This is a genomic window from Streptomyces sp. NPDC052042 (genome assembly GCF_044548345.1).
Classification (GTDB): domain Bacteria; phylum Actinomycetota; class Actinomycetes; order Streptomycetales; family Streptomycetaceae; genus Streptomyces.
This window is the reverse complement of sequence record NZ_JBIUBU010000002.1, coordinates 429,976-449,335: the sequence shown is the minus strand read 5'-3', so window position 1 is coordinate 449,335 and position 19,360 is coordinate 429,976. Positions and strand designations below refer to the sequence as shown.

At 72.7% G+C, this 19,360-nt stretch carries 12 protein-coding genes; 5 read left to right on the top strand and 7 right to left on the bottom strand.

The window, feature by feature from the left end:
* The first annotated feature begins 195 nt into the window (after positions 1-195).
* The gene (locus ACIHCL_RS07255) at positions 196-1,119 is read left to right on the top strand and encodes a sigma factor-like helix-turn-helix DNA-binding protein (protein WP_399857907.1); all 924 of its coding nucleotides are present in this window, start codon (positions 196-198) and stop codon (positions 1,117-1,119) included.
* A 237-nt stretch (positions 1,120-1,356) separates the two neighbouring features.
* Here ACIHCL_RS07255 and sucD read toward each other — a convergent pair whose 3' ends face one another.
* From sucD to ACIHCL_RS07230, 5 genes are all read right to left on the bottom strand, one after another.
* The gene (sucD, locus tag ACIHCL_RS07250) at positions 1,357-2,241 is read right to left on the bottom strand and encodes a succinate--CoA ligase subunit alpha (protein WP_399857903.1); all 885 of its coding nucleotides are present in this window, start codon (positions 2,239-2,241) and stop codon (positions 1,357-1,359) included.
* A gap of 20 nt (positions 2,242-2,261) precedes the next feature.
* The gene (gene sucC, locus ACIHCL_RS07245; protein ID WP_399857900.1) at positions 2,262-3,443 is read right to left on the bottom strand and encodes an ADP-forming succinate--CoA ligase subunit beta; all 1,182 of its coding nucleotides are present in this window, start codon (positions 3,441-3,443) and stop codon (positions 2,262-2,264) included.
* Between the two features lie 614 nt (positions 3,444-4,057).
* Positions 4,058-5,281, bottom strand: coding sequence for a VWA domain-containing protein (locus tag ACIHCL_RS07240; protein WP_399857897.1), 1,224 nt, complete (start codon positions 5,279-5,281; stop codon positions 4,058-4,060).
* Between the two features lie 8 nt (positions 5,282-5,289).
* Positions 5,290-7,875, bottom strand: coding sequence for a DUF5682 family protein (locus tag ACIHCL_RS07235; protein ID WP_399857895.1), 2,586 nt, complete (start codon positions 7,873-7,875; stop codon positions 5,290-5,292).
* Positions 7,872-8,984, bottom strand: a complete 1,113-nt coding sequence (locus ACIHCL_RS07230; protein WP_399857893.1) for an AAA family ATPase — start codon at positions 8,982-8,984, stop codon at positions 7,872-7,874. Before ACIHCL_RS07230 ends, ACIHCL_RS07235 begins: the two co-directional genes overlap by 4 nt.
* 400 nt (positions 8,985-9,384) lie before the next feature.
* Here ACIHCL_RS07230 and ACIHCL_RS07225 point away from each other — a divergent pair, with 400 nt between their 5' ends.
* On the top strand, positions 9,385-11,025 hold the full coding sequence (locus ACIHCL_RS07225; protein ID WP_399857890.1) for an SWIM zinc finger family protein: 1,641 nt from the start codon (positions 9,385-9,387) through the stop codon (positions 11,023-11,025).
* Between the two features lie 101 nt (positions 11,026-11,126).
* Positions 11,127-12,722 (top strand): DUF5691 domain-containing protein, encoded by a 1,596-nt coding sequence (locus ACIHCL_RS07220; RefSeq protein WP_399857888.1) that lies wholly within the window; start codon positions 11,127-11,129, stop codon positions 12,720-12,722.
* A gap of 341 nt (positions 12,723-13,063) precedes the next feature.
* On the opposite strand, the gene ACIHCL_RS07215 is transcribed toward ACIHCL_RS07220, so the two are convergent.
* Positions 13,064-13,477, bottom strand: a complete 414-nt coding sequence (locus tag ACIHCL_RS07215; protein ID WP_399857885.1) for a cobalamin B12-binding domain-containing protein — start codon at positions 13,475-13,477, stop codon at positions 13,064-13,066.
* A 399-nt stretch (positions 13,478-13,876) separates the two neighbouring features.
* On the opposite strand from ACIHCL_RS07215, the gene ACIHCL_RS07210 reads away from it, so the two are divergent.
* Complete coding sequence (locus ACIHCL_RS07210; RefSeq protein WP_399857882.1) at positions 13,877-14,707, top strand: esterase/lipase family protein; 831 nt, start codon at positions 13,877-13,879, stop codon at positions 14,705-14,707.
* A 340-nt stretch (positions 14,708-15,047) separates the two neighbouring features.
* Positions 15,048-16,688, top strand: a complete 1,641-nt coding sequence (locus ACIHCL_RS07205; protein WP_399857880.1) for a M23 family metallopeptidase — start codon at positions 15,048-15,050, stop codon at positions 16,686-16,688.
* A 165-nt stretch (positions 16,689-16,853) separates the two neighbouring features.
* Here the strand turns inward: ACIHCL_RS07205 and pcrA are convergent, their stop codons facing one another.
* Complete coding sequence (pcrA, locus tag ACIHCL_RS07200; protein ID WP_399857877.1) at positions 16,854-19,298, bottom strand: DNA helicase PcrA; 2,445 nt, start codon at positions 19,296-19,298, stop codon at positions 16,854-16,856.
* Positions 19,299-19,360: the final 62 nt, after the last annotated feature.

Genomic DNA, 19,360 nt, shown 5'->3' with positions numbered 1-19,360 from the left:
ACGCGCTCATTCCGTGTAACGGGAGAACGGCCGTGGTGTCGCTCAATATACGTTTATGTGCTCAATGATCATGCTGGCCCTGCGCTCCGTGGCTCGGCACTCCGTGGCTCGGCACTCCGTGGCTCGGCACCCCGCGGCCCTGTGCTCCGTGGCCCCGCGCTCCCTGGCGCGGTGCGGAGCCGCGAGCGTCCGTTCATGACGCGGAACGAGCCCCGCACCGCCCTGGAGCCACCCGCCGCACCGGCCGGAGCCCGTGCCGCCGCCGAACCGGGTGATGTGTCAGGTGATGTGTCAAAGGCGGCGATCGAGGCATTCGCCGCCTTGTACACGCACTGCGCCACCGCGCTCTTCCACCAGGCGTTCCTGTTGACCGGGCGTCGGAAGCTCGCCCGGCAGTCCGTCGTGCGGGCCTTCGCGCTGGCCTGGGAGCGCTGGCCCGAGGTCGCCGCGGACCGTGACCCGGTCGGCTGGGTGCGGGCGGCGACGTACGAGTACGCGCTGTCGCCGTGGCACCGACTGCGCCGGGCGCACCGCTCCCCCGACCCGCCTCCCGAGGAGCCCGGTGCCGGGGAACTGCTCGACGCCCTGCTCGCGCTGCCGCCGTCGTACCGTCGCACGCTCGTGCTCCACGATGTCGTCGGCCTGGCCCTGCCGGAAACCGCGGCGGAGACGGAGGCCAGCACCCCGGCGACGGCGAGCAGGCTGGTGAACGCGCGCGCCGCGGTCGGCGAGCGGCTGCCCGAACTGGCGGAGCCGGACTCTCCCGCCGCGCGCTCGACCCTGCTGCGTCAGCGGGTCCACATGCTCGCGAAGGCACAGGCCGAGGCGTGCGCCACGCTCCCCCCGCCGGACACGGTCCGTACCGGCAGCGAGCGCAGGGCGCGGCGGTGGACGGAGGCGGTCTTCTCCTCCATGGCGCTGCTGATCGGTCTGACGCTGTTCACGCTGGTCACGGCGCCGGACCGCTACGAGCCCCCGGAGTCCCCGGCGCAACGGATCGAGGAGGCGCCGCCGCGAAGCGGCCCGCAGCTCCTGATGCCGCGGGACCTGAAGCTGCGGAAGCGGCTGAACGGCGAGCTCGTCCAGGGGCCCGCCCGGCTGGTCCCCCGGGCCGGCTGACCCCGTCCCCGTCACGGGACCGGACGCGGGCGGAGCCCGCCCGCCGGGACGGGCACCGACGAAGGGGGTCGCGCGCGGACCGGACCGGCAGAGACCGGCAGAGAAGCGAGGCGGGAACGACAGGGGAACGACGGGGCGGGACGAAAACGGCGCGGGCCCGCACCCCTGGTCAGGGGTGGGGGCCCGCGCCGTCTGTGCGGTGACGCACCGAGGCATGCCGCTCCGATGACGGAACGGTCAGGCGCCGAGGATCTCGCGCGCCAGCTTGGCGGTCTCGGTCGGCGTCTTGCCGACCTTGACGCCGGCGGCCTCCAGGGCCTCCTTCTTCGCCTGCGCGGTGCCGGAGGAGCCGGAGACGATGGCGCCGGCGTGGCCCATGGTCTTGCCCTCGGGTGCGGTGAAGCCCGCGACGTAACCGACGACCGGCTTGGTGACGTTGGCCTTGATGAAGTCGGCCGCACGCTCCTCGGCGTCGCCGCCGATCTCACCGATCATCACGATCAGGTCGGTCTCGGGGTCGGCCTCGAACGCCGCGAGGGCGTCGATGTGCGTCGTGCCGATGACCGGGTCGCCACCGATGCCGACGGCGGACGAGAAGCCGATGTCACGGAGCTCGTACATCATCTGGTAGGTCAGCGTGCCGGACTTGGACACGAGACCGATGCGGCCGGGCTTGGTGATGTCGCCCGGGATGATGCCGGCGTTGGACTGGCCAGGGGTGATCAGACCCGGGCAGTTCGGGCCGATGATCCGGGTCTTGTTGCCCTTCTCGCTCGCGTACGCCCAGAAGGCGGCGGAGTCGTGGACGGCGATGCCCTCGGTGATCACGACGGCGAGCGGGATCTCGGCGTCGATCGCCTCGACGACGGCGGCCTTGGCGAAGGCCGGCGGCACGAAGAGCACCGACACGTTCGCGCCGGTCTTCTCCATCGCCTCGGCGACCGTCCCGAAAACGGGTACCTCGGTGCCGTCGAAGTCCACGGTCGTACCCGCCTTGCGGGGGTTCACGCCGCCGACGATGTTGGTGCCGTCACCGAGCATGAGCTTGGTGTGCTTCATGCCGGTGGCACCGGTCATCCCCTGGACGATGACCTTGCTGTCCTTGGTGAGGAAGATTGCCATGGTGTTGGAGTCCCTCGTCCTTACTTCGCAGCCGCGGCGAGCTCGGCGGCCTTGTCGGCCGCGCCGTCCATGGTGTCCACACGCTGCACGAGCGGGTGGTTGGCGTCGGAGAGGATCTTGCGACCCAGCTCCGCGTTGTTGCCGTCGAGGCGCACGACCAGCGGCTTGCTGACGTCCTCGCCCTTGGACTTGAGCAGTGCGAGCGCCTGGACGATGCCGTTGGCGACCTCGTCACAGGCGGTGATGCCACCGAAGACGTTGACGAAGACGGACTTGACGTCCGGGTCGCCGAGGATGATCTCCAGACCGTTCGCCATGACCTCGGCGGAGGCGCCGCCACCGATGTCGAGGAAGTTGGCGGGCTTCACGTTGCCGTGGTTCTCACCGGCGTACGCGACGACATCCAGGGTCGACATGACCAGACCGGCGCCGTTGCCGATGATGCCGACCTCGCCGTCGAGCTTGACGTAGTTGAGGTTCTTGGCCTTGGCGGCGGCCTCCAGCGGGTTGGCCGCGGCCTTGTCCTCCAGCGCCTCGTGCTCGGGCTGGCGGAAGTCGGCGTTGTCGTCGAGCGAAACCTTGCCGTCCAGCGCCAGGATGTCGCCGGAGGCGACCTTGGCGAGCGGGTTGACCTCGACGAGGAGCGCGTCCTCGGCGACGAAGGTCTTCCAGAGGGTCACCAGGACCTCGGCGACCTTCTCGGCGACGTCGGCCGGGAACTTCGCCTGGGCGACGATCTCGCGGGCCTTCTCGATGGTGACGCCGGAGTTGGAGTCGACCGGGACCTTCGCGAGGGCCTCGGGGGACTTCTCCGCGACCTCCTCGATGTCCATGCCGCCCTGCACCGAGGCCATGGCCAGGAAGGTGCGGTTGGTGCGGTCGAGGAGGTACGAGACGTAGTACTCCTCGACGATCTCGGGCGCGGTCTCGGCGATCATCACCTTGTGGACCGTGTGGCCCTTGATGTCCATGCCGAGGATGTCGGTCGCGCGGGCGACCGCCTCGTCGGGGGTGGCGGCCAGCTTGACGCCGCCGGCCTTGCCCCGGCCGCCGACCTTCACCTGCGCCTTGACAACCGACTTGCCGCCCAGCCGCTCGGTCGCCTCGCGGGCTGCCTCAGGCGTGTCGATGACTTCACCGGCCAGCACCGGTACACCGTGCTTGGCGAAGAGGTCCCTCGCCTGGTACTCGAACAGGTCCACGCGCGTCCGTCCCTTATCAGTGGTCTCGCGGTTCGTTTACTGCGTGGGCGTGCCGCGAGGGGCAATTGCGACTGCTCGGTCACGAGGAAGGCGCACAGGGTGACCCTGGTACGCGGCATGTCCATCTCGCAGGTTATCCCCGCGCTCCGCATGACCCTAAATCGCGGATCACACCTGAGCGGTGATTACGGTCACAGACCCTGCGCACCACCGGGAGGTTAAGGCCCTGGTGGTGGGCGACGCGGCGGGCCGTCCAAAACGCCCCGCGGCACGCGGTGTCCCCGATGCGGGGGACGGGTACGCCCCGCGCCCGGCCCCCGAACCACTGCCGCGGCTCACGCGAGGACGGCGTGCCTCGCAGAGACGGCTTGCCTCGCGGGAACGGCTTGCCTCGTGGGAACGGCTTACGAGGACGCCGCACGTGGGCGCGGCCGGCGGAGCCGTACCGCGACGCCGTATGAAGGCGGCTCCCGCAGACGGCATGCGGGGGCCACCCGCGGGACGGCTGTACGGCGAAGCTACGCAAGGACGTTCCGCGGGGCGGCGGCGCACCGGCGAAGACTCGCCCGGATGTTCCGCGGGGCGGCGTACGTGGGGGCAGGGGCCGACCGGGGTCAGCGGGGAGCCTCCTTGTCCGGTACGGGGATCGGTCTCTTCTCGATCGCCGCGGCCATCACCTCGGGAAAGAGATCCGGCGTGCAGGCGAACGCCGGTGCCCCCAGGGCCGCGAGTGCTGCCGCGTGGTCGTGGTCGTAGGCGGGCGCGCCTTCGTCGGACAGCGCCAGCAGGGCCACGAACTGCACCCCGGACGCCTTCATCGCGGCGACGCGCTTCAGCATCTCGTCGCGTATGCCGCCCTCGTGGAGATCGCTGATGAGGACGACGACCGTGTCGGCGGGGCGGTTGATCCTCGACTGGCAGTACGCGAGGGCGCGGTTGATGTCCGTACCGCCGCCGAGCTGGGTGCCGAACAGCACGTCGACGGGGTCGTCCAACTGGTCGGTGAGGTCGACGACGGCCGTGTCGAAGACGACGAGCCGGGTGCGCAGCGTGCGCATGGAGGCGAGGACCGCGCCGAAGACGGAGGCGTGGACGACGGAGGCGGCCATCGACCCCGACTGGTCGACACAGAGGACGACGTCCTTCTTCACGGCCCGCGCGGCCCGCCCGTACCCGATGAGCCGTTCGGGGACGACGGTGCCGTGCTCCGGAAGGTAGTTGCGGAGGTTGGCCCTGATCGTGCGGTCCCAGTCGATGTCGCGGTGCCGGGGGCGCTCGGTCCTCGTCGCGCGGTCCAGCGCTCCGGTGAGGGTGGCACGGGTACGGGTCGCGAGCCGTTTCTCCAGGTCGTCGACGACCTTGCGCACGACGGCCCGCGCGGTCTCCCGCGTCGTCTCGGGCATGGCCTTGTGGAGCGAGAGGAGCGTTCCGACGAGGTGGACGTCCGCCTCGACGACCTCCAGCATCTCCGGTTCGAGGAGCAGCGCGGCGAGGCCCAGCCGGTCGATGGCGTCGCGCTGCATGATCTGGACGATGGAGCCGGGGAAGTACGTGCGGATGTCGCCGAGCCAGCGGGCCACGGACGGCGCGGAGGCCCCGAGGCCGGCCGAGCGGCTGCTTCCGTTCCGGCCCTCCACCCCGGCGCCGCCGTAGAGCGCGGTCAGCGCGCCGTCCATCGCGGCGTCGCGGCCGGTGAGAGCGCGCCCCGTGCCCTCCTCTTCGTCCTCCGCCCCCAGGGCCAGCCGCCATCGGCGCAGCCGCTCGTCGGCCGCCGTGCCCGGCCGGGGGTCCCGAGCCAGGTGGGGGTCCTGAGCCGGGCGGGTCCCGGTACCGGTCATGTCCGTGGTCATCGCGTCGCCCCCAGGGGTTCCTCGGCGGTTCGGTTCCCGCGCCCCGCATCGCCGCCGCCCGGCCCCGGGGCGTGGCCGGTGCCGGTGCCGTCGTCCGGCCGCGGATCGTGGCCGACGCCCGTGCCGGGGCCGGTGCGGCCGCCCGTACCGGCCCCGTCTTCGGTGACCCCGCCGGTGGCCGTGCCGAGCAGGAGACGCAGCACCGGCACCACCGCGTCGGCCCGCGCCGCGTCGAGACCGGTGCCGAAACCCGGGGCCACCGTCCCGTCACCGATGCCGGTCCGCTCCGCTTCCGCGGCCGGACCGCGGCGCACGAGCTCGCCCAGCGTGCGCCGCACCCCGGCCTCGTAGGCCGAGAAGGTGCGGCGCAGCAGGGGCAGCACGTCGGCGAAGGCGTCGGCGGGCACGCCGGTGAGCCAGGTGTCGACCAGACCGAGCAGCCGGGCATCGTGGACGAGGAGCGTTCCGCCGCCCGCTCCGCCGATGAACCCCTCGATCCAGGCCGCCGCGTCGGCGGGCGGCGTGCCGGGCGAGAGGGCCAGGCCCATCAGCCGCGCCGCGTCGTCCTCCTCGATCCTGCCCTCGTCGAGCAGCAGGCGGGCCGCACGGCCCCGGACGACGCCCGCGACGGTGTCCCGTCCGGCGAGCTTGTGCAGGACGGCACTCCAGCGTCCGCGCAGCCCGCCCCCTCCTGCCGGGCCCGCGGGAGCGGCCCCCGCAAGCAGCCCGATCGCGGTGTGGACGCCGTCGATCCGGCGGCGCATCCCTGCGGCGCCGTCGGCGTCGAGTCCGGTGCACGCGGATGGCAGGCCGACGCAGACCCGCTCGGCCAGACCGGTGGCGACCTCGCCGAGCGCCCCGGTGTCCGTGGACCGCACGTCGCCGTAGCGCAGGGTCCGGGCCAGTGCGGGCAGGGCGTCGGCGAGCCGGCCGACGTCGAGCGCGGCGCGGTCGGCGAGGGCGCGCATCACCGGGGGCAGTGCGTCCGGCAGTTCCGCGAGCAGGCACTGCTCGGCCAGGGCCGTGATGTCGGCGAGCGTGGTCGCGGAAGCGGCCAGGAACCCAGCCTTCGCGGTCGCCGCGGCAAGCACGGTGGTGCCCCACGGCCCGGCCTCGGCGACCCGTACGTACAGCTCGGGTTCCCAGCGCAGCCGCCAGCTCTCGCGGAACGTGCCGGTGCTCGCCCGGCCGGTCGTGGGCTCGCCCCAGTCGACGGCGAGGATCCTCAGCCGGTGCAGCAGTCGGCTGCGTGCCGCGTCGGTGTCCTTGCGCAGGTCGAGCTCCAACGACCTTTCCGAGGGCTCCGGTTTGAGCCGGAGGGTGCGCTGCCGGCGGGTGAGGTCGCGCTGGAGCAGTACGGCGGGGGCGGTGTCGGGCACCTCGCCGAGGGTCTCACCGACGATCAGCCGGTCCCGGATGAGCCCCAGCGGGATGTCCGAGCCGTCGCACATCACGGCCCGGACGGCGTCCGTCGTCTCGCTCAGCCCGGCCAGCGGGCGGCCACGCAGGCCGGCCAGGGCCCCGGCGAGCCGGACGGCCTCGATGACATGGGCGGACGACACGAACCGGTCCTCGTCGCGCAGGAGTCCGGCCACCTTCGTCATCCACCGCTCGATCGGGCGATCGGCGGCGTCGAAGAGGTGTCCGTACCAGCCGGGCGAGTCGATGCCCGCCCCGTATCCGCTGTTCCGGGCGAGCCTGCGGTGCGACCAGGGCACCCAGGTCAGCTCGGTCCTGACCCTGGGCAGCCCCTTGAGCACGGCCCTGTCGGCAGCGAGCGTGGTCCGCGCAGCGAGCGCGGGGACGTGCCAGGCGCCACAGACGACTGCGATGCCGTCGCCGAACTCCTTCTGGGCCTTGCGCAGTTGAAGGCGCATATGCGCCTCGCGGACGGTGTCGCGGGGGTGGTCGCCGTCCCCGTACACCTCGCGGAGGGCCGTCATCGCCTCGGCGAGCGCGGTGAAGGGGGCCATCGGATCGGTGCCGTCCTGGGAACGGTGTTCGACGACGTCCTCCCACCAGCGCTCGGGGTCGTCGTAACCGGCCGTCTCGGCCAGTGCACGGACGGGGTCGACCGGGACGCGCGCGGATGGCCCGTCCACGCACCGGCTCTCCTCCCCGCCCCGGTGCACGTCTCCGCCCCCGGCCGCTTCCGCCGCCCTCGGCCTGTGCGCGTCGTCGGCCGCCGCTGCGTTCGCGTCGTCGTTCGCTTCCCCCTCGGCGTCCCGCTCCACCGCCCGGGTGATGGCCAGGGAGTTCGCCGCGGGGAGGTCGATGAATCGGACCGGCGCGTCGTGCGCCAGCGCCCAGCGGATCGCGACCCATTCGGGGGAGAACGCGGCCAGCGGCCAGAACGTCGCCTGCCCCGGGTCGTCGACGGCGTGGGCGAGCAGCGCGACCGGGGGTCGCATCCGTTCGTCGGCGGCCAGCGGGAGCAGCGCGTCACCCTCCGCCGGGCCCTCGATCAGCACGGCCCGCGGCCGGGCGGCGTCCAGGGCCGCGCGGACGGCGCGGGCCGAGCCCGGACCGTGGTGGCGCACCCCGAGCAGGAGAGGGCCGACGGGGCCCGTGGTCCGGGTCATGCGGATACCTCGCGGCAGGCGCGGTAGAAGTCCTTCCAGCCGTCCCGTTCCCGTACGACCGTTTCCAGGTACTCCTGCCAGACCACGCGGTCGGCCGCCGGATCCCGGACGACCGCGCCGAGGATGCCGGCCGCCACGTCTCCGGGGCGCAGCACCCCGTCGCCGAAGTGGGCGGCCAGGGCCAGGCCGTTGGTGACGACGGAGATCGCCTCGGCCGTCGACAGCGTTGCCGAGGGGGACTTGAGCCTGGTGCGGCCGTCGGTGGTGACTCCGTCGCGCAGCTCGCGGAAGACGGTGACGACCCGTCGGATCTCGGCCAGTCCGTCGGTCCCGCGCGGCAGGTCGAGCGAGCGGCCGATCTGGTCGACCCGCCGGGAGACGATGTCGACCTCCGCCTCCGGTGTGGCGGGCAGGGGCAGGACGACCGTGTTGAACCGGCGGCGGAGCGCGCTGGACAGTTCGTTGACCCCGCGGTCGCGGTCGTTGGCCGTGGCGATGACGTTGAAACCGCGGACCGCCTGGACCTCCTGTCCCAGTTCGGGGATGGGGAGGATCTTCTCCGACAGGATCGTGATCAGCGAGTCCTGCACGTCGGCGGGGATGCGGGTGAGTTCCTCGACGCGCGCGGTCATGCCCTCGGCCATGGCGCGCATCAGCGGGCTCGGCACCAACGCGTCCCTGCTGGGGCCGTGGGCGAGCAGGGACGCGTAGTTCCAGCCGTAGCGGACGGCTTCTTCCGGAGTGCCCGCCGTGCCCTGGACGAGCAGGGTCGAGTCTGCGCTGACGGCGGCCGCGAGATGTTCGGAGACCCACGTCTTGGCGGTGCCGGGGACGCCGAGGAGCAGCAGGGCCCGATCGGTGGCGAGCGTGGTCACGGCGACCTCGACGAGGCGGCGCGGGCCGACGTACTTGGGGGTGATCACCGTGCCGTCGGGCAGGGTGCCGCCGAGCAGATACGTGGCGACGGCCCACGGGGACAACTTCCAACGAGCGGGCCGGGGGCGGTCGTCGGCCGCGGCGAGGGCCTTCAGCTCATGGGCGAAGGCGTCCTCGGCATGCGGTCGCAGGGCCTGTGTTCCGACGGCGGCGACGGTTTCGGGCACGGTCATGGGTCCCCCTCCAGATCAGTCGACCTGATGTGGTTCCCACCGTGCACCATGGCACTGACAATCGGCCCCCGTCGCAGGTCGGAGGCCGATTCGCCCGCCGGGGCGGGGTTCGGCCCGCTGTGGGCGAGGGGCGCGCGCGGCAGGCCGCCCGCAGGCGCTGAGACACGGCGGCGGTCCTGACGCCCCGGGCACCAGGGCTGTTCCGGGTGCTGTGCGTGGTGTCGGTGCGGCGGCTGTTACGGATGGCGTGGCTCATGCCGCGGTCCCCCGGTGATGGATCCGCACACGCGTCCGGCCGTGCGCCGCCGAACCACGGAGGGCGCATCGGTCCAAGTCGGTCGGGCGGCCATGAATCAGCAGGTCAGGCCCATTGTCAGTGGGGCCCTCTACCGTTGTTCCCATGCTGCTATCTCACGGGGGAGAGTCCTCGCGCACGGCCGCCGCGGCGGTGCGCTGGACGGTGGAGCAGGTTCTGGCGCTGGCTCCTGACGAGGCGTCGCGCAAGGCCGGGGGCGGTCTCGCTTCGGCCGGGTCGTGGTCGGGGCGCGGGTGTGACGGTTCGGGTGCGGTGTGGGGGCTGTGCACGAGCGGTGGGGGCACTCCGTACCGGACGGTGGTCGACACCACCGGCCCGGCGTGCCGGTGCGGTTGCCCCAGCCGGACGTTCCCGTGCGAACACGCGCTGGCACTGCTGCTGCTCTGGGCGGGCGAGGGGTCGGGCCTGCCCTCGGGCGAGGCGCCCGACTGGGCCCATGACTGGTTGACGGACCGTCGCGGACGCGCGGCAAAGGGGCAGAAGGGGACCGCGGGCGAAGCCGCGTCGGCGGAGACCCGCGCCGCGGGCCCGGCCGATCCGGTGGCCGCGCGGCGGCGGGCCGAGCGCCGGGCGGAGCGGATCACCGGCGGCGCCCAGGAGCTGGAGCAGCGGTTGGAGGACCTGCTGCGGGGCGGTCTGGCGGTGGCCGATCAGCCGGGGTACGGGCTGTGGGAGGAGACCGCGGCGCGCATGGTCGACGCCCAGGCTCCCGGGCTGGCCGCGCGGGTGCGGGAGTTGGGTGCCATACCGGGGTCGGGTCCGGGCTGGCCCGTGCGGTTGCTGGAGGAGTGCGCGCTGCTGCATCTGCTGGACCGGGCATGGCTGGGCATCGATCGGCTGCCCGAGCCGCTGGCGGCCACCGTCCGCACGCGGGTGGGGCTGACCGCCGCCGCCTCGGGCCCGCCGGTCCGGGATCACTGGCTGGTCCTCGCCCAGTACGACACCCCGGACGGCAGGCTCGTCACACGCCGCGTCTGGCTCAGCGGAAGGGAATCGGGGCGCCTGGCCCTGCTGCTCTCCTTCGGGGCGGCCGGGCGTTCGCCCGAGCTCGCGCTGCCGGTGGGCGTCACGATCGACGCCGAACTCGCGCCATACGCCGGCGCCGGCCGGCTGCGGTCCGAGCTGAAGCAGCGGTTCGGCCTGCCGTCACCGGCCGCGACGCCGCCCACGGGCGGTACGACGGCGGCCGCGATCAGTGCCTACGGCGATGCCCTGCGGGACGATCCATGGCTGGACTCCTGGCCGACGACCCTGTGCGGGGTGATCCCCGTGCCGTCGGGACCGGACGGCTGGCAGCTGGTCGACGCGGAGGGCGAGGGCGCTCTGCCCGTCGCCCCGTCGGCACTGGCCCGGCCCGGACTGTGGAAGCTGGTCGCGCTCTCCGGCGGCACCCCGGTCACCGTCTTCGGCGAGTGTGGCCACCGCGGCTTCGACCCGCTGGCGGCCTGGTCCACGGCCCTGGACGCGGACCCCGGCGGGGCGGCGGACCCGGACGGGACACCGGGCAGCGGCGCGGCGGCCGGTACGGACAAGAGAACGGGCCCGTGCATATCCCGGGCCGCCGAGGCCGGGGCCGACAGCACGGACCGGCGCTCCGGGGGGCGTCATGATGCCGCAGGCGGCGAGGCCGATGACGTCCGCGACGACGGCGTCGCCGGCCTCCGTTCCGGTAACGGAGGCGGTGCCGACGGCGGCACGGTTCCCGAGATCGTGCCGCTCGTCTGACACGCAAAGGCACCCGATCGACACGCGATCGACACGCGACGGCATCCGATGAAACCCGACGACCCGCGACGACATCCGATTCGACGTTCGGAGGGGGATCCATGTCTCGTACGAACGGGCCCGTGCCGTGGGAGGAACTCGTCACATCGGCACTGCTCGGCACCAACCGGCGCCCCGCGGAACAGGGCGGCGCACCAGCTGGCCTGTTGGACGCCGCGGCGGTCCACACCGTACGGCGCCGCGCGGGGCTGCTGCCCGCCACCCCGGTGACCAACCGGCCGGACCCGTCACCGGCCGATCCCCGGCCAGCGCTGCCCGTGGCCGCACGCCGCAGACTGGCCCAACTGCTCGCGGACCGGACGGCATCGGGCGGCTCGGGCGGTCGGCGCGGCACGGCCCCCGATCTCACGGAACTGATCCCGCAGTGGCTGGCCACCGCCAATCGCCGCGGTTTCCGCGCCCCCGCCGCGCTGCTCCCGCAACTGCTGGACACGGCCAGATCGCGTACCGATCTGCGGCCGCAGGCGCTCGCCTTCGCCGGGCCGCGCGGACTGTGGCTGGCCGGGCTGAACCCGGAGTGGAGGTTCGCGCTGCGCGGCTCTTCCGGCGGCGCGGCGCTGCCCGATGTGATGGACCGGGAGGCGGTCGCCGGACTCTGGGAAGAGGGGTTGTTCGCCGAGCGGGTCGCCCTGCTCGGCGCCGTACGGGCACAGGATCCGGCCGCGGCGCTCGCCCTGCTCGTCACCACATGGGCCACCGAGCGGGCCGAGGACCGGCTGATGTTCCTCGATTCCCTGCGCACCGGGCTGTCCATGGCGGACGAGCCCTTCCTGGAGCGAGCACTCTGCGACCGCAGTCGGAACGTCCGCTCGACCGCCGCGGAACTGCTGTCCGCGCTGCCCGAGTCGGCGTTCGCCGGACGGATGGCGGCCCGCGCGCTGTCCTGTGTGAGCCCGGACGTCACGGGCGACGGCGTGTGCGTCGCCGTGGAGGCCCCGCACGAATGCGACGCCGCGATGGAGCGCGATGGCGTGGTCGCGGTGCCGCCGCCCGGGCGTGGTGAACGCACTTGGTGGCTGGGGCAGTTGGTGGAGTCGGCGCCGCTGCCCGTCTGGCCGGCGCGGTTCGGCGGGCGCACCGCGCGGGAGATCGTCGCCCTGCCGGTGGCCGACGGCTGGGCCGAAGAACTGCACGCGGCGTGGTGCCGGGCCGCCGTGCGCCAGCGGGATCCGGAATGGGCCCGCGCGCTGCTCGGCGTCCCTTCCGTCCCCCCGTCGAACGGCCCCGGCACGGCGTCGCTCGCCGAGCGGTCGAAGCTCCTGTCCGTGCTTCCGGCGGTCGAACGCAGCACATGGGTGGCCGACTTCATCGCCGCGCACGGGCTGTCCGAGGCGTTCCAGTTGCTCGGGGTCTGTCCGACGCCCTGGACCTCACCGGTAGGGCGTTCGGTCGTCGACGCCCTGGACATCGCGCGGGACGCGGGCAGCTATCCATGGAGCTTCAGCGGTGTGATGGGGCTCGCCGAGCGCTGTCTGAACCCGGCCGAGGCGGACCGCCTGGAAGTCCTCACCACCCCCCAGGACGAAACGGAGAACGCCTCCCCGGGCGCCAACGGCTACTGGTCGGAGGCCTTCCGGCGACTGGTGTCCACGCTTCGGCTGCGCGCGGCCATGGAGGCGGAGCTGCTGTCGGACTGACCCGCTCCCGCGGGATCCGACCATCCGGCCGCGCCTCGTCCGCCCCGCCGTCCGACGGACCCCGCCCGCCGGACGAGCCGGGCCCGCACGTTCCGCTCGGCCTCGGGCTCGGCCGCCGCGGCCGGCCCTGCGGGCCGACCGGTTCCGCTCGACCGCCCCGGGGCGCGGGCCCGCACTCCGGCCCGTACCGCATGCCCGTGGCCCTCGACCGAGCCGCGCGCCGGTATCCCGCGGGCCCGTGTCCGGCACCTCGCCGCGCGCCCGTTTCCCGCGTCCGTGGGGGCGTGGTGCGGCGCCGCTCCGAGCGGGCGGGCCGTGCGGCCCGCCGCCTCGCGGCGTGGTCAGGCCTCCGCGGGATGCCGGATGTTGGCGTTGACCCAGTCGACGATCGACGCCGTCGTGGCACCCGGAGTGAAGATCTCCGCGACGCCCTGCTCCTTGAGCGGCGCGATGTCCGCCTCCGGGATGATGCCCCCGCCGAAGACCTTGATGTCCTCGGCCTCGCGCTCCTTCAACAGCTCGATCACCTTGGCGAAGAGCGTGTTGTGGGCGCCGGAGAGGATCGAGAGGCCGATCGCGTCGGCGTCCTCCTGGATCGCGGTGTCGACGATCTGCTCGGGCGTCTGGTGGAGCCCGGTGTAGATGACCTCCATACCGGCGTCGCGCAGCGCCCTCGCGATCACCTTGGCTCCACGATCATGGCCGTCCAGGCCCGGCTTGGCCACCACCACACGGATCGGACCGGTCACACCCATCACTGCCTCCACATGCCTCTCCCGTGCCTGAAGGGCCGGGGATGTGAACGAACGTTATCGACAGCATCCCGCAAGCCGCCGTTTCACGGTGTACGGCGAGGGGGAAATCACACGTGGGACATGTTCACCGGGCGCCGTTCCCGCGTGCTGTGGCACCAAACCGCCGTCGCGGGAGCATCCGCCGGGGGAGCCGATACGAGGTCCTCGTACCACCGCGCCACCAGCCGCGCGGCACGGTGGTACGACCCCACCGATCCCGGCCCCGGGCACCGCCCCGACCGGCTCCCCGAAGACTCGCGGGGCCGAAGGACGCGGGGCCGAGCCACCACAGGGCCGAGGGCTCATGGGGCCCGTGGGGCCGAAGCCGTCTCCCCCGCTCGCCGGAGCAGGAGGTCGGCCATGGAAGTCCTGCCCTGTCTCGCCCGAGGCGGCGACGGAAACGGCGACGAGGGCGGCGACCGTCCTCCCGTCGTGTTCCTGCACGGCTTCATCGGCAACCGCTCGGTCTTCGCCCTCCTGCGCCGCTCCCTCGCCGGACACGGTCGACGCCATCTGGAGTCCCTCAACTACTCGCTGTTGACCTGCGACATCCGCGCCGCCGCCGGATTGCTCGGGCGGCATGTCGAGGAGATCTGTGCCCGCACCGGACACCAGGAGGTCGACATCGTGGGGCACGGCCTCGGCGGCCTGATCGCCCGCTACTACGTGCAACGCCTCGGCGGCGACCGGCGTGTCCGCACCCTGGTCACCCTCGGCACGCCGCACGGCGGAACCGCCGTCGCCCGACCGGCGAGCGCTCACCCCCTCGTGCGCCAGATGCGTGCGGGCTCCGCGCCCATCGAGGAACTGCGCGCACCGGCACCGGGCTGTCGCACCCGGTTCGTGAGCTTCTGGAGCGACCTCGACCGAGTGATCGTCCCGGCGGAGGCGGGCCGCATCGACCACCCTGACCTCGACGTGCTGAACGTACGCGTCACCGGGATCGGCCACCTCGCCCTCCCCGTGCACCCGAGAGTCGCCGCGGCGATCCGGGAGGCACTGGAGCGCGGGCGCCCGACGACCGGCGCGGCGGAGGCAGAGGAGGAAGAGACGGAATCCACGAAGCCCACACGCCCTGGGGCAACCGGAGCCGAGACCACCGGAGGCAAGCCCACCAGGCCCAAAACCCCCGGGCCCGAGACCACCGGATCCGAGACCACCGGATCCGACGGAACGGCTCCCGCGCCCTGATCCGGCCACGCCCCGCCGTCGACAGCCCCGGTCCGAGGAACGAGAGCGAACCGAAGCGCCGGAGCGAACCGAACGGGCTCGACCGGGCCCTCCTCCTCCGGCGGCACCCGGACTCTCCGGCACACACGCCATAAATAGAACGGGTTTCGAACATAGAGCCAAGGCTGTGTGCACACCTCACCGAAAGACGGCCGATTGCCCGTTTCCTGAGCCGTCCACACCCGCCGAAGATTGTCGGCGCCGCATACCGCCGGGTACAGTCGCGGCCACTGCGTCCCCAGGGATCCACTCCCCCGGACCCGGACCACAGGCCCTTGCAGCCGAGGCGAGAGAGAAGTTGGTGAACGACCAGCACCCCCACGCCGGGTATGCCGGACATGGCGGCCAAGCCACCGGCAGTTTCGCCTTCGACCCGCTTTTCGGCGCCTCACCGGGCGGTCACGACGGCACCTACGCCGAGGGCGGCTACGACACCGGACAGGCCGGGCAGACGGGGTACGGCGCCTCCTACGACGCGGCGCCATGGGACACGGGCGCGCACCAGACCGCCGTGTACGACGCCCACCCCCCGTACGACACGCAGTCGCAGCAGGTCTACGCCCCGGAACAGACGTACGAAACGACCGCCACGTGGACGCCCGCCGCGTACGGCACGGCCGCGACCACCACCATGACCGCCACCACCTTCGCCGACATCCCCGCGCAGGCCGGGGCCCCCGACGCCACGGGCCAGTGGGACACCTCCGCCTGGTACGGGACCGGCCAGTGGGCGACGGCCGACACGGCCGCGTACGGCACCGACCTCTACGGCACCGACCCCTACGGCGCCGGCGTGTACGACACCGGCGCCTACGACACCGCCGCCTGGAACGTCGGCACGCTGCCCGAGCCGGAGCACGACGGCCTCGCCGCGCACACGGCGCACGGGCCGCACGAGGCGGCGATGGGAGCGGAGCACGAGCGGGCGGACGGCTCCGAAGCACTCCACCCGGACTCCACCGCACTCCACCCGGACTCCGACGCGCTCCACCAGGACGCGGCCCACGACACCGCCATCGGCACGTTCACCGCGTTCGACACCACGGCCGACGTCGACGTCTCCGACACGACCCTCCAAGCGGAGGGCACCGGCCACGGCTACGAGGCCCCCGCAGCAGCCGACACGACCGCTGACATGGACGAGGTCGTGATCAGCCCCCGTCGCTCCTCGGGCCGCTCCGACGCACGCGCCGGCGGCCGGAGCCGACGGCGCTCCCCCGCGAAGCGCTCCGCGCTGCTCACCGTCGCCGTTCCCTCCGCCTGTGTGATGGGCGTGGCCGGTATCGCCGCGGCCTCGGTCAACGGTCTGGTCGGCGAGGACAAGAAGGACGACAACACCACCACGCTGGCGGCCTCCGACCTCGGTGCCGTCAAACCGGCCTCCGCCAACAGCAAGCTGGACACCCAGCTCGCCAACCTCAGGGCCGACGCCCAGAACTTCGCCGACCGCGCCAGCCGCACCCAGGAACGCATCGACCTGCGGGAGCGGCAGGCCGCCGAGAAGAAGAAGCGCCTGGAAGAAGCCGCCCGCAGGGAGGCGCTTCGGCCCAAGTTCGTCCTGCCGGTCGCCCAGCACGGCCTCAGCGCGTACTACGGCCAGGCGGGCGTCAACTGGATGTCCGTGCACACGGGCATCGACTTCCCCGTCTCCTACGGCACGCCGGTGATGGCTGCCACCGACGGCACCGTGCGCACGCAGTGGAACAGCGCCTACGGGAACATGGCCATCGTCACCATGGCCGACGGCACCGAGACCTGGTATTGCCACCTCAGCAGCACCCGGATCCGCTCGGGCCCGGTCAAGGCCGGTGACGTCATCGCGTACTCCGGGAACTCCGGCAACTCGACCGGTCCGCACCTGCACTTCGAGGTACGGCCCGGGGGCGGCGCGGCGACGGACCCGCTGCCCTGGTTCCGCAGCCACGGCGTCAACCCGACCTGAGCAGCGCCCCGACTGGGCATCGCCCCCGTCCGAGCGGCCCGTCTGAGCCCCGCCCCGGCCTCGCGCACGGAGCAAGCGGGCGGCCGGGCCCGGTCGACTCTGCCGGGCCCGCGCCCCCACAAAGCAGGCCCCCGGCCAGTGGGCCGAGGGCCGGGCGGCTACCGGCTACAGTTTCTCGACCGGGGCGTACCGCAGCAGCAGCTTCTTCGGGCGTTCGTCCCCGAAGTCGACCGTGGCCTTGGCCTGGTCTCCGACGCCCTCGACCGCCGTCACCGTGCCGAGTCCGAACTGGTCGTGCGTGACCCGGTCGCCGACGGCCAGCGCGACCACCGGCTTGTCCGAGGTCCGCCGGGTCGCGAAACCCGAAGGGCCGGTGCGCGCACGCGACGAGGACAGCGACGACGTGATCCCGGACGTCGGTCCGGCCGGAGCGGCCATCGGCCCGGTGCGCTTCCACTTCAGGTGCTGGTCCGGGATCTCCTCCAGGAACCGCGACGGCGGGTTGTACGAGGGCTGACCCCAGGCACTGCGCATCGCCGCCCGGGTCAGGTAGAGCCGCTCGCGGGCCCGGGTGATGCCGACGTAGGCGAGGCGCCGTTCCTCCTCCAGCTCCTTGGTCTGGCCGAGCGCCCTCATGTGCGGGAAGACGCCGTCCTCCATGCCGGTGAGGAAGACCACCGGGAATTCGAGGCCCTTCGCGGTGTGCAGCGTCATCAGCGTGATGACTCCGGTGCCTTCCTCGTCCTCGTCGGGGATCTGGTCGGAATCCGCGACGAGCGCGACCCGCTCCAGGAACTCCGCGAGGGTGCCCGCACCCTCCTCGCCGGCCTCGCTCCACTCCTGCTCGAACTCCAGGGCGACGGCGGCGAGTTCCTGGAGGTTCTCGATGCGGGTCTCGTCCTGCGGGTCGGTGGACGCCTGGAGTTCGGCGAGGTAGCCGGTGCGTTCCAGGACGGCCTCCAGGACCACCGCCGGGCCCGCCCCGGATTCGGCGACGGTGCGCAGCTCGTCCATCAGCGTGTTGAACCGTTTGACGGCGTTGGCCGACCGGGCCGCCATGCCGTACGCCTCGTCGACCCGGCGCAGCGCCTGCGGGAAGGTGATCCTCTCGCGCAGGGACAGGGCCTCGACCATCGCCTCAGCGCGCTCGCCGATGCCGCGCTTGGGCACGTTGAGGATGCGGCGCAGCGGGACGGCGTCCTCGGGGTTGGCGAGGACCCGGAGGTAGGCCAGGACGTCCCGGACCTCCTTGCGCTCGTAGAAGCGCACCCCGCCGACGACCTTGTAGGGCAGGCCGACCCGGATGAAGACCTCTTCGAAGACACGGGACTGCGCGTTCGTCCGGTAGAAGACGGCGACATCGCCGGCCCTGGCGTCGCCCGCGTCGGTCAGCCGGTCGATCTCGTCGGCGACGAACTGCGCCTCGTCGTGCTCGGTGTCGGCGACGTAGCCGGTGATCCCGGCTCCCGTGCCCGCGTTCGTCCAGAGGTTCTTGGGGCGGCGGTTCTCATTGCGCTCGATGACGGCGTTGGCGGCGGACAGGATGGTCTGTGTGGAGCGGTAGTTCTGCTCCAGCAGGATCGTGGTCGCGTCCGGGTAGTCCTCCTCGAACTGGAGGATGTTGCGGATCGTCGCGCCCCGGAACGCGTAGATCGACTGGTCCGCGTCACCGACGACGCACAGCTCGGCGGGGGCGTCGCCCTCGCCCGCCGGGCCGACCAGTTCGCGTACGAGGGTGTACTGGGCGTGGTTGGTGTCCTGGTACTCGTCGACCAGGACGTGACGGAAGCGGCGGCGGTAGTGCTCGGCGACGTCGGGGAACGCCTGGAGCAGGTGGACCGTCGTCATGATGATGTCGTCGAAGTCCAGCGCGTTGGCCTCGCGCAGCCGCGCCTGGTACATCGTGTACGCCTGGGCGAGGGTCTTCTCGAAGCCGTCCGCGGCCTGCCCGGCGAAGGTCTCCTCGTCGATCAGCTCGTTCTTCAGGTTGGAGACCTTGGCCGTGAACGACTTCGGCGGGAAGCGCTTCGGGTCGAGGTCCAGATCGCGGCAGACCAGGGCCATCAGCCGCTTGGAGTCTGCGGCGTCGTAGATCGAGAACGACGAGGTGAAACCGAGCTTCTTCGACTCGCGGCGCAGGATGCGCACGCACGCGCTGTGGAACGTCATGACCCACATGGCGTGGGCGCGGGGGCCGACGAGCTGTTCGACGCGCTCCTTCATCTCGCCCGCGGCCTTGTTGGTGAAGGTGATCGCCAGGATCTGGCCGGGGTGCACCCCGCGCGTGGCAAGGAGGTGGGCGATGCGGTGGGTCAGTACGCGGGTCTTGCCGGATCCCGCTCCGGCGACGATGAGCAGGGGCGAGCCCTCGTGGACCACGGCGGCACTCTGCTCGTCGTTCAGCCCGTCGAGGAGCGCGGCGGGGTCGACGACGGGGCGGTGCGCTCCGTCGCGGTAGTACGCGTCCCTGGGTGGCGGGGGCCCGTCGAACACGCCCGCGAAGAGATCCTCCGGCACGTGCTCGGGTCCGAGGTCCTCGGGGGGCGGCGGGGGCCCGTCCTCCGCGTGCTGGAGACCGGCCAGGAAGCTGTCATCAAAGAGGCTGCTCATCGCTCATCGAGTCTAATGGGCCGTCCCGTCATCCCCGGCGGGTGCGCGGTTTGCGATGCACC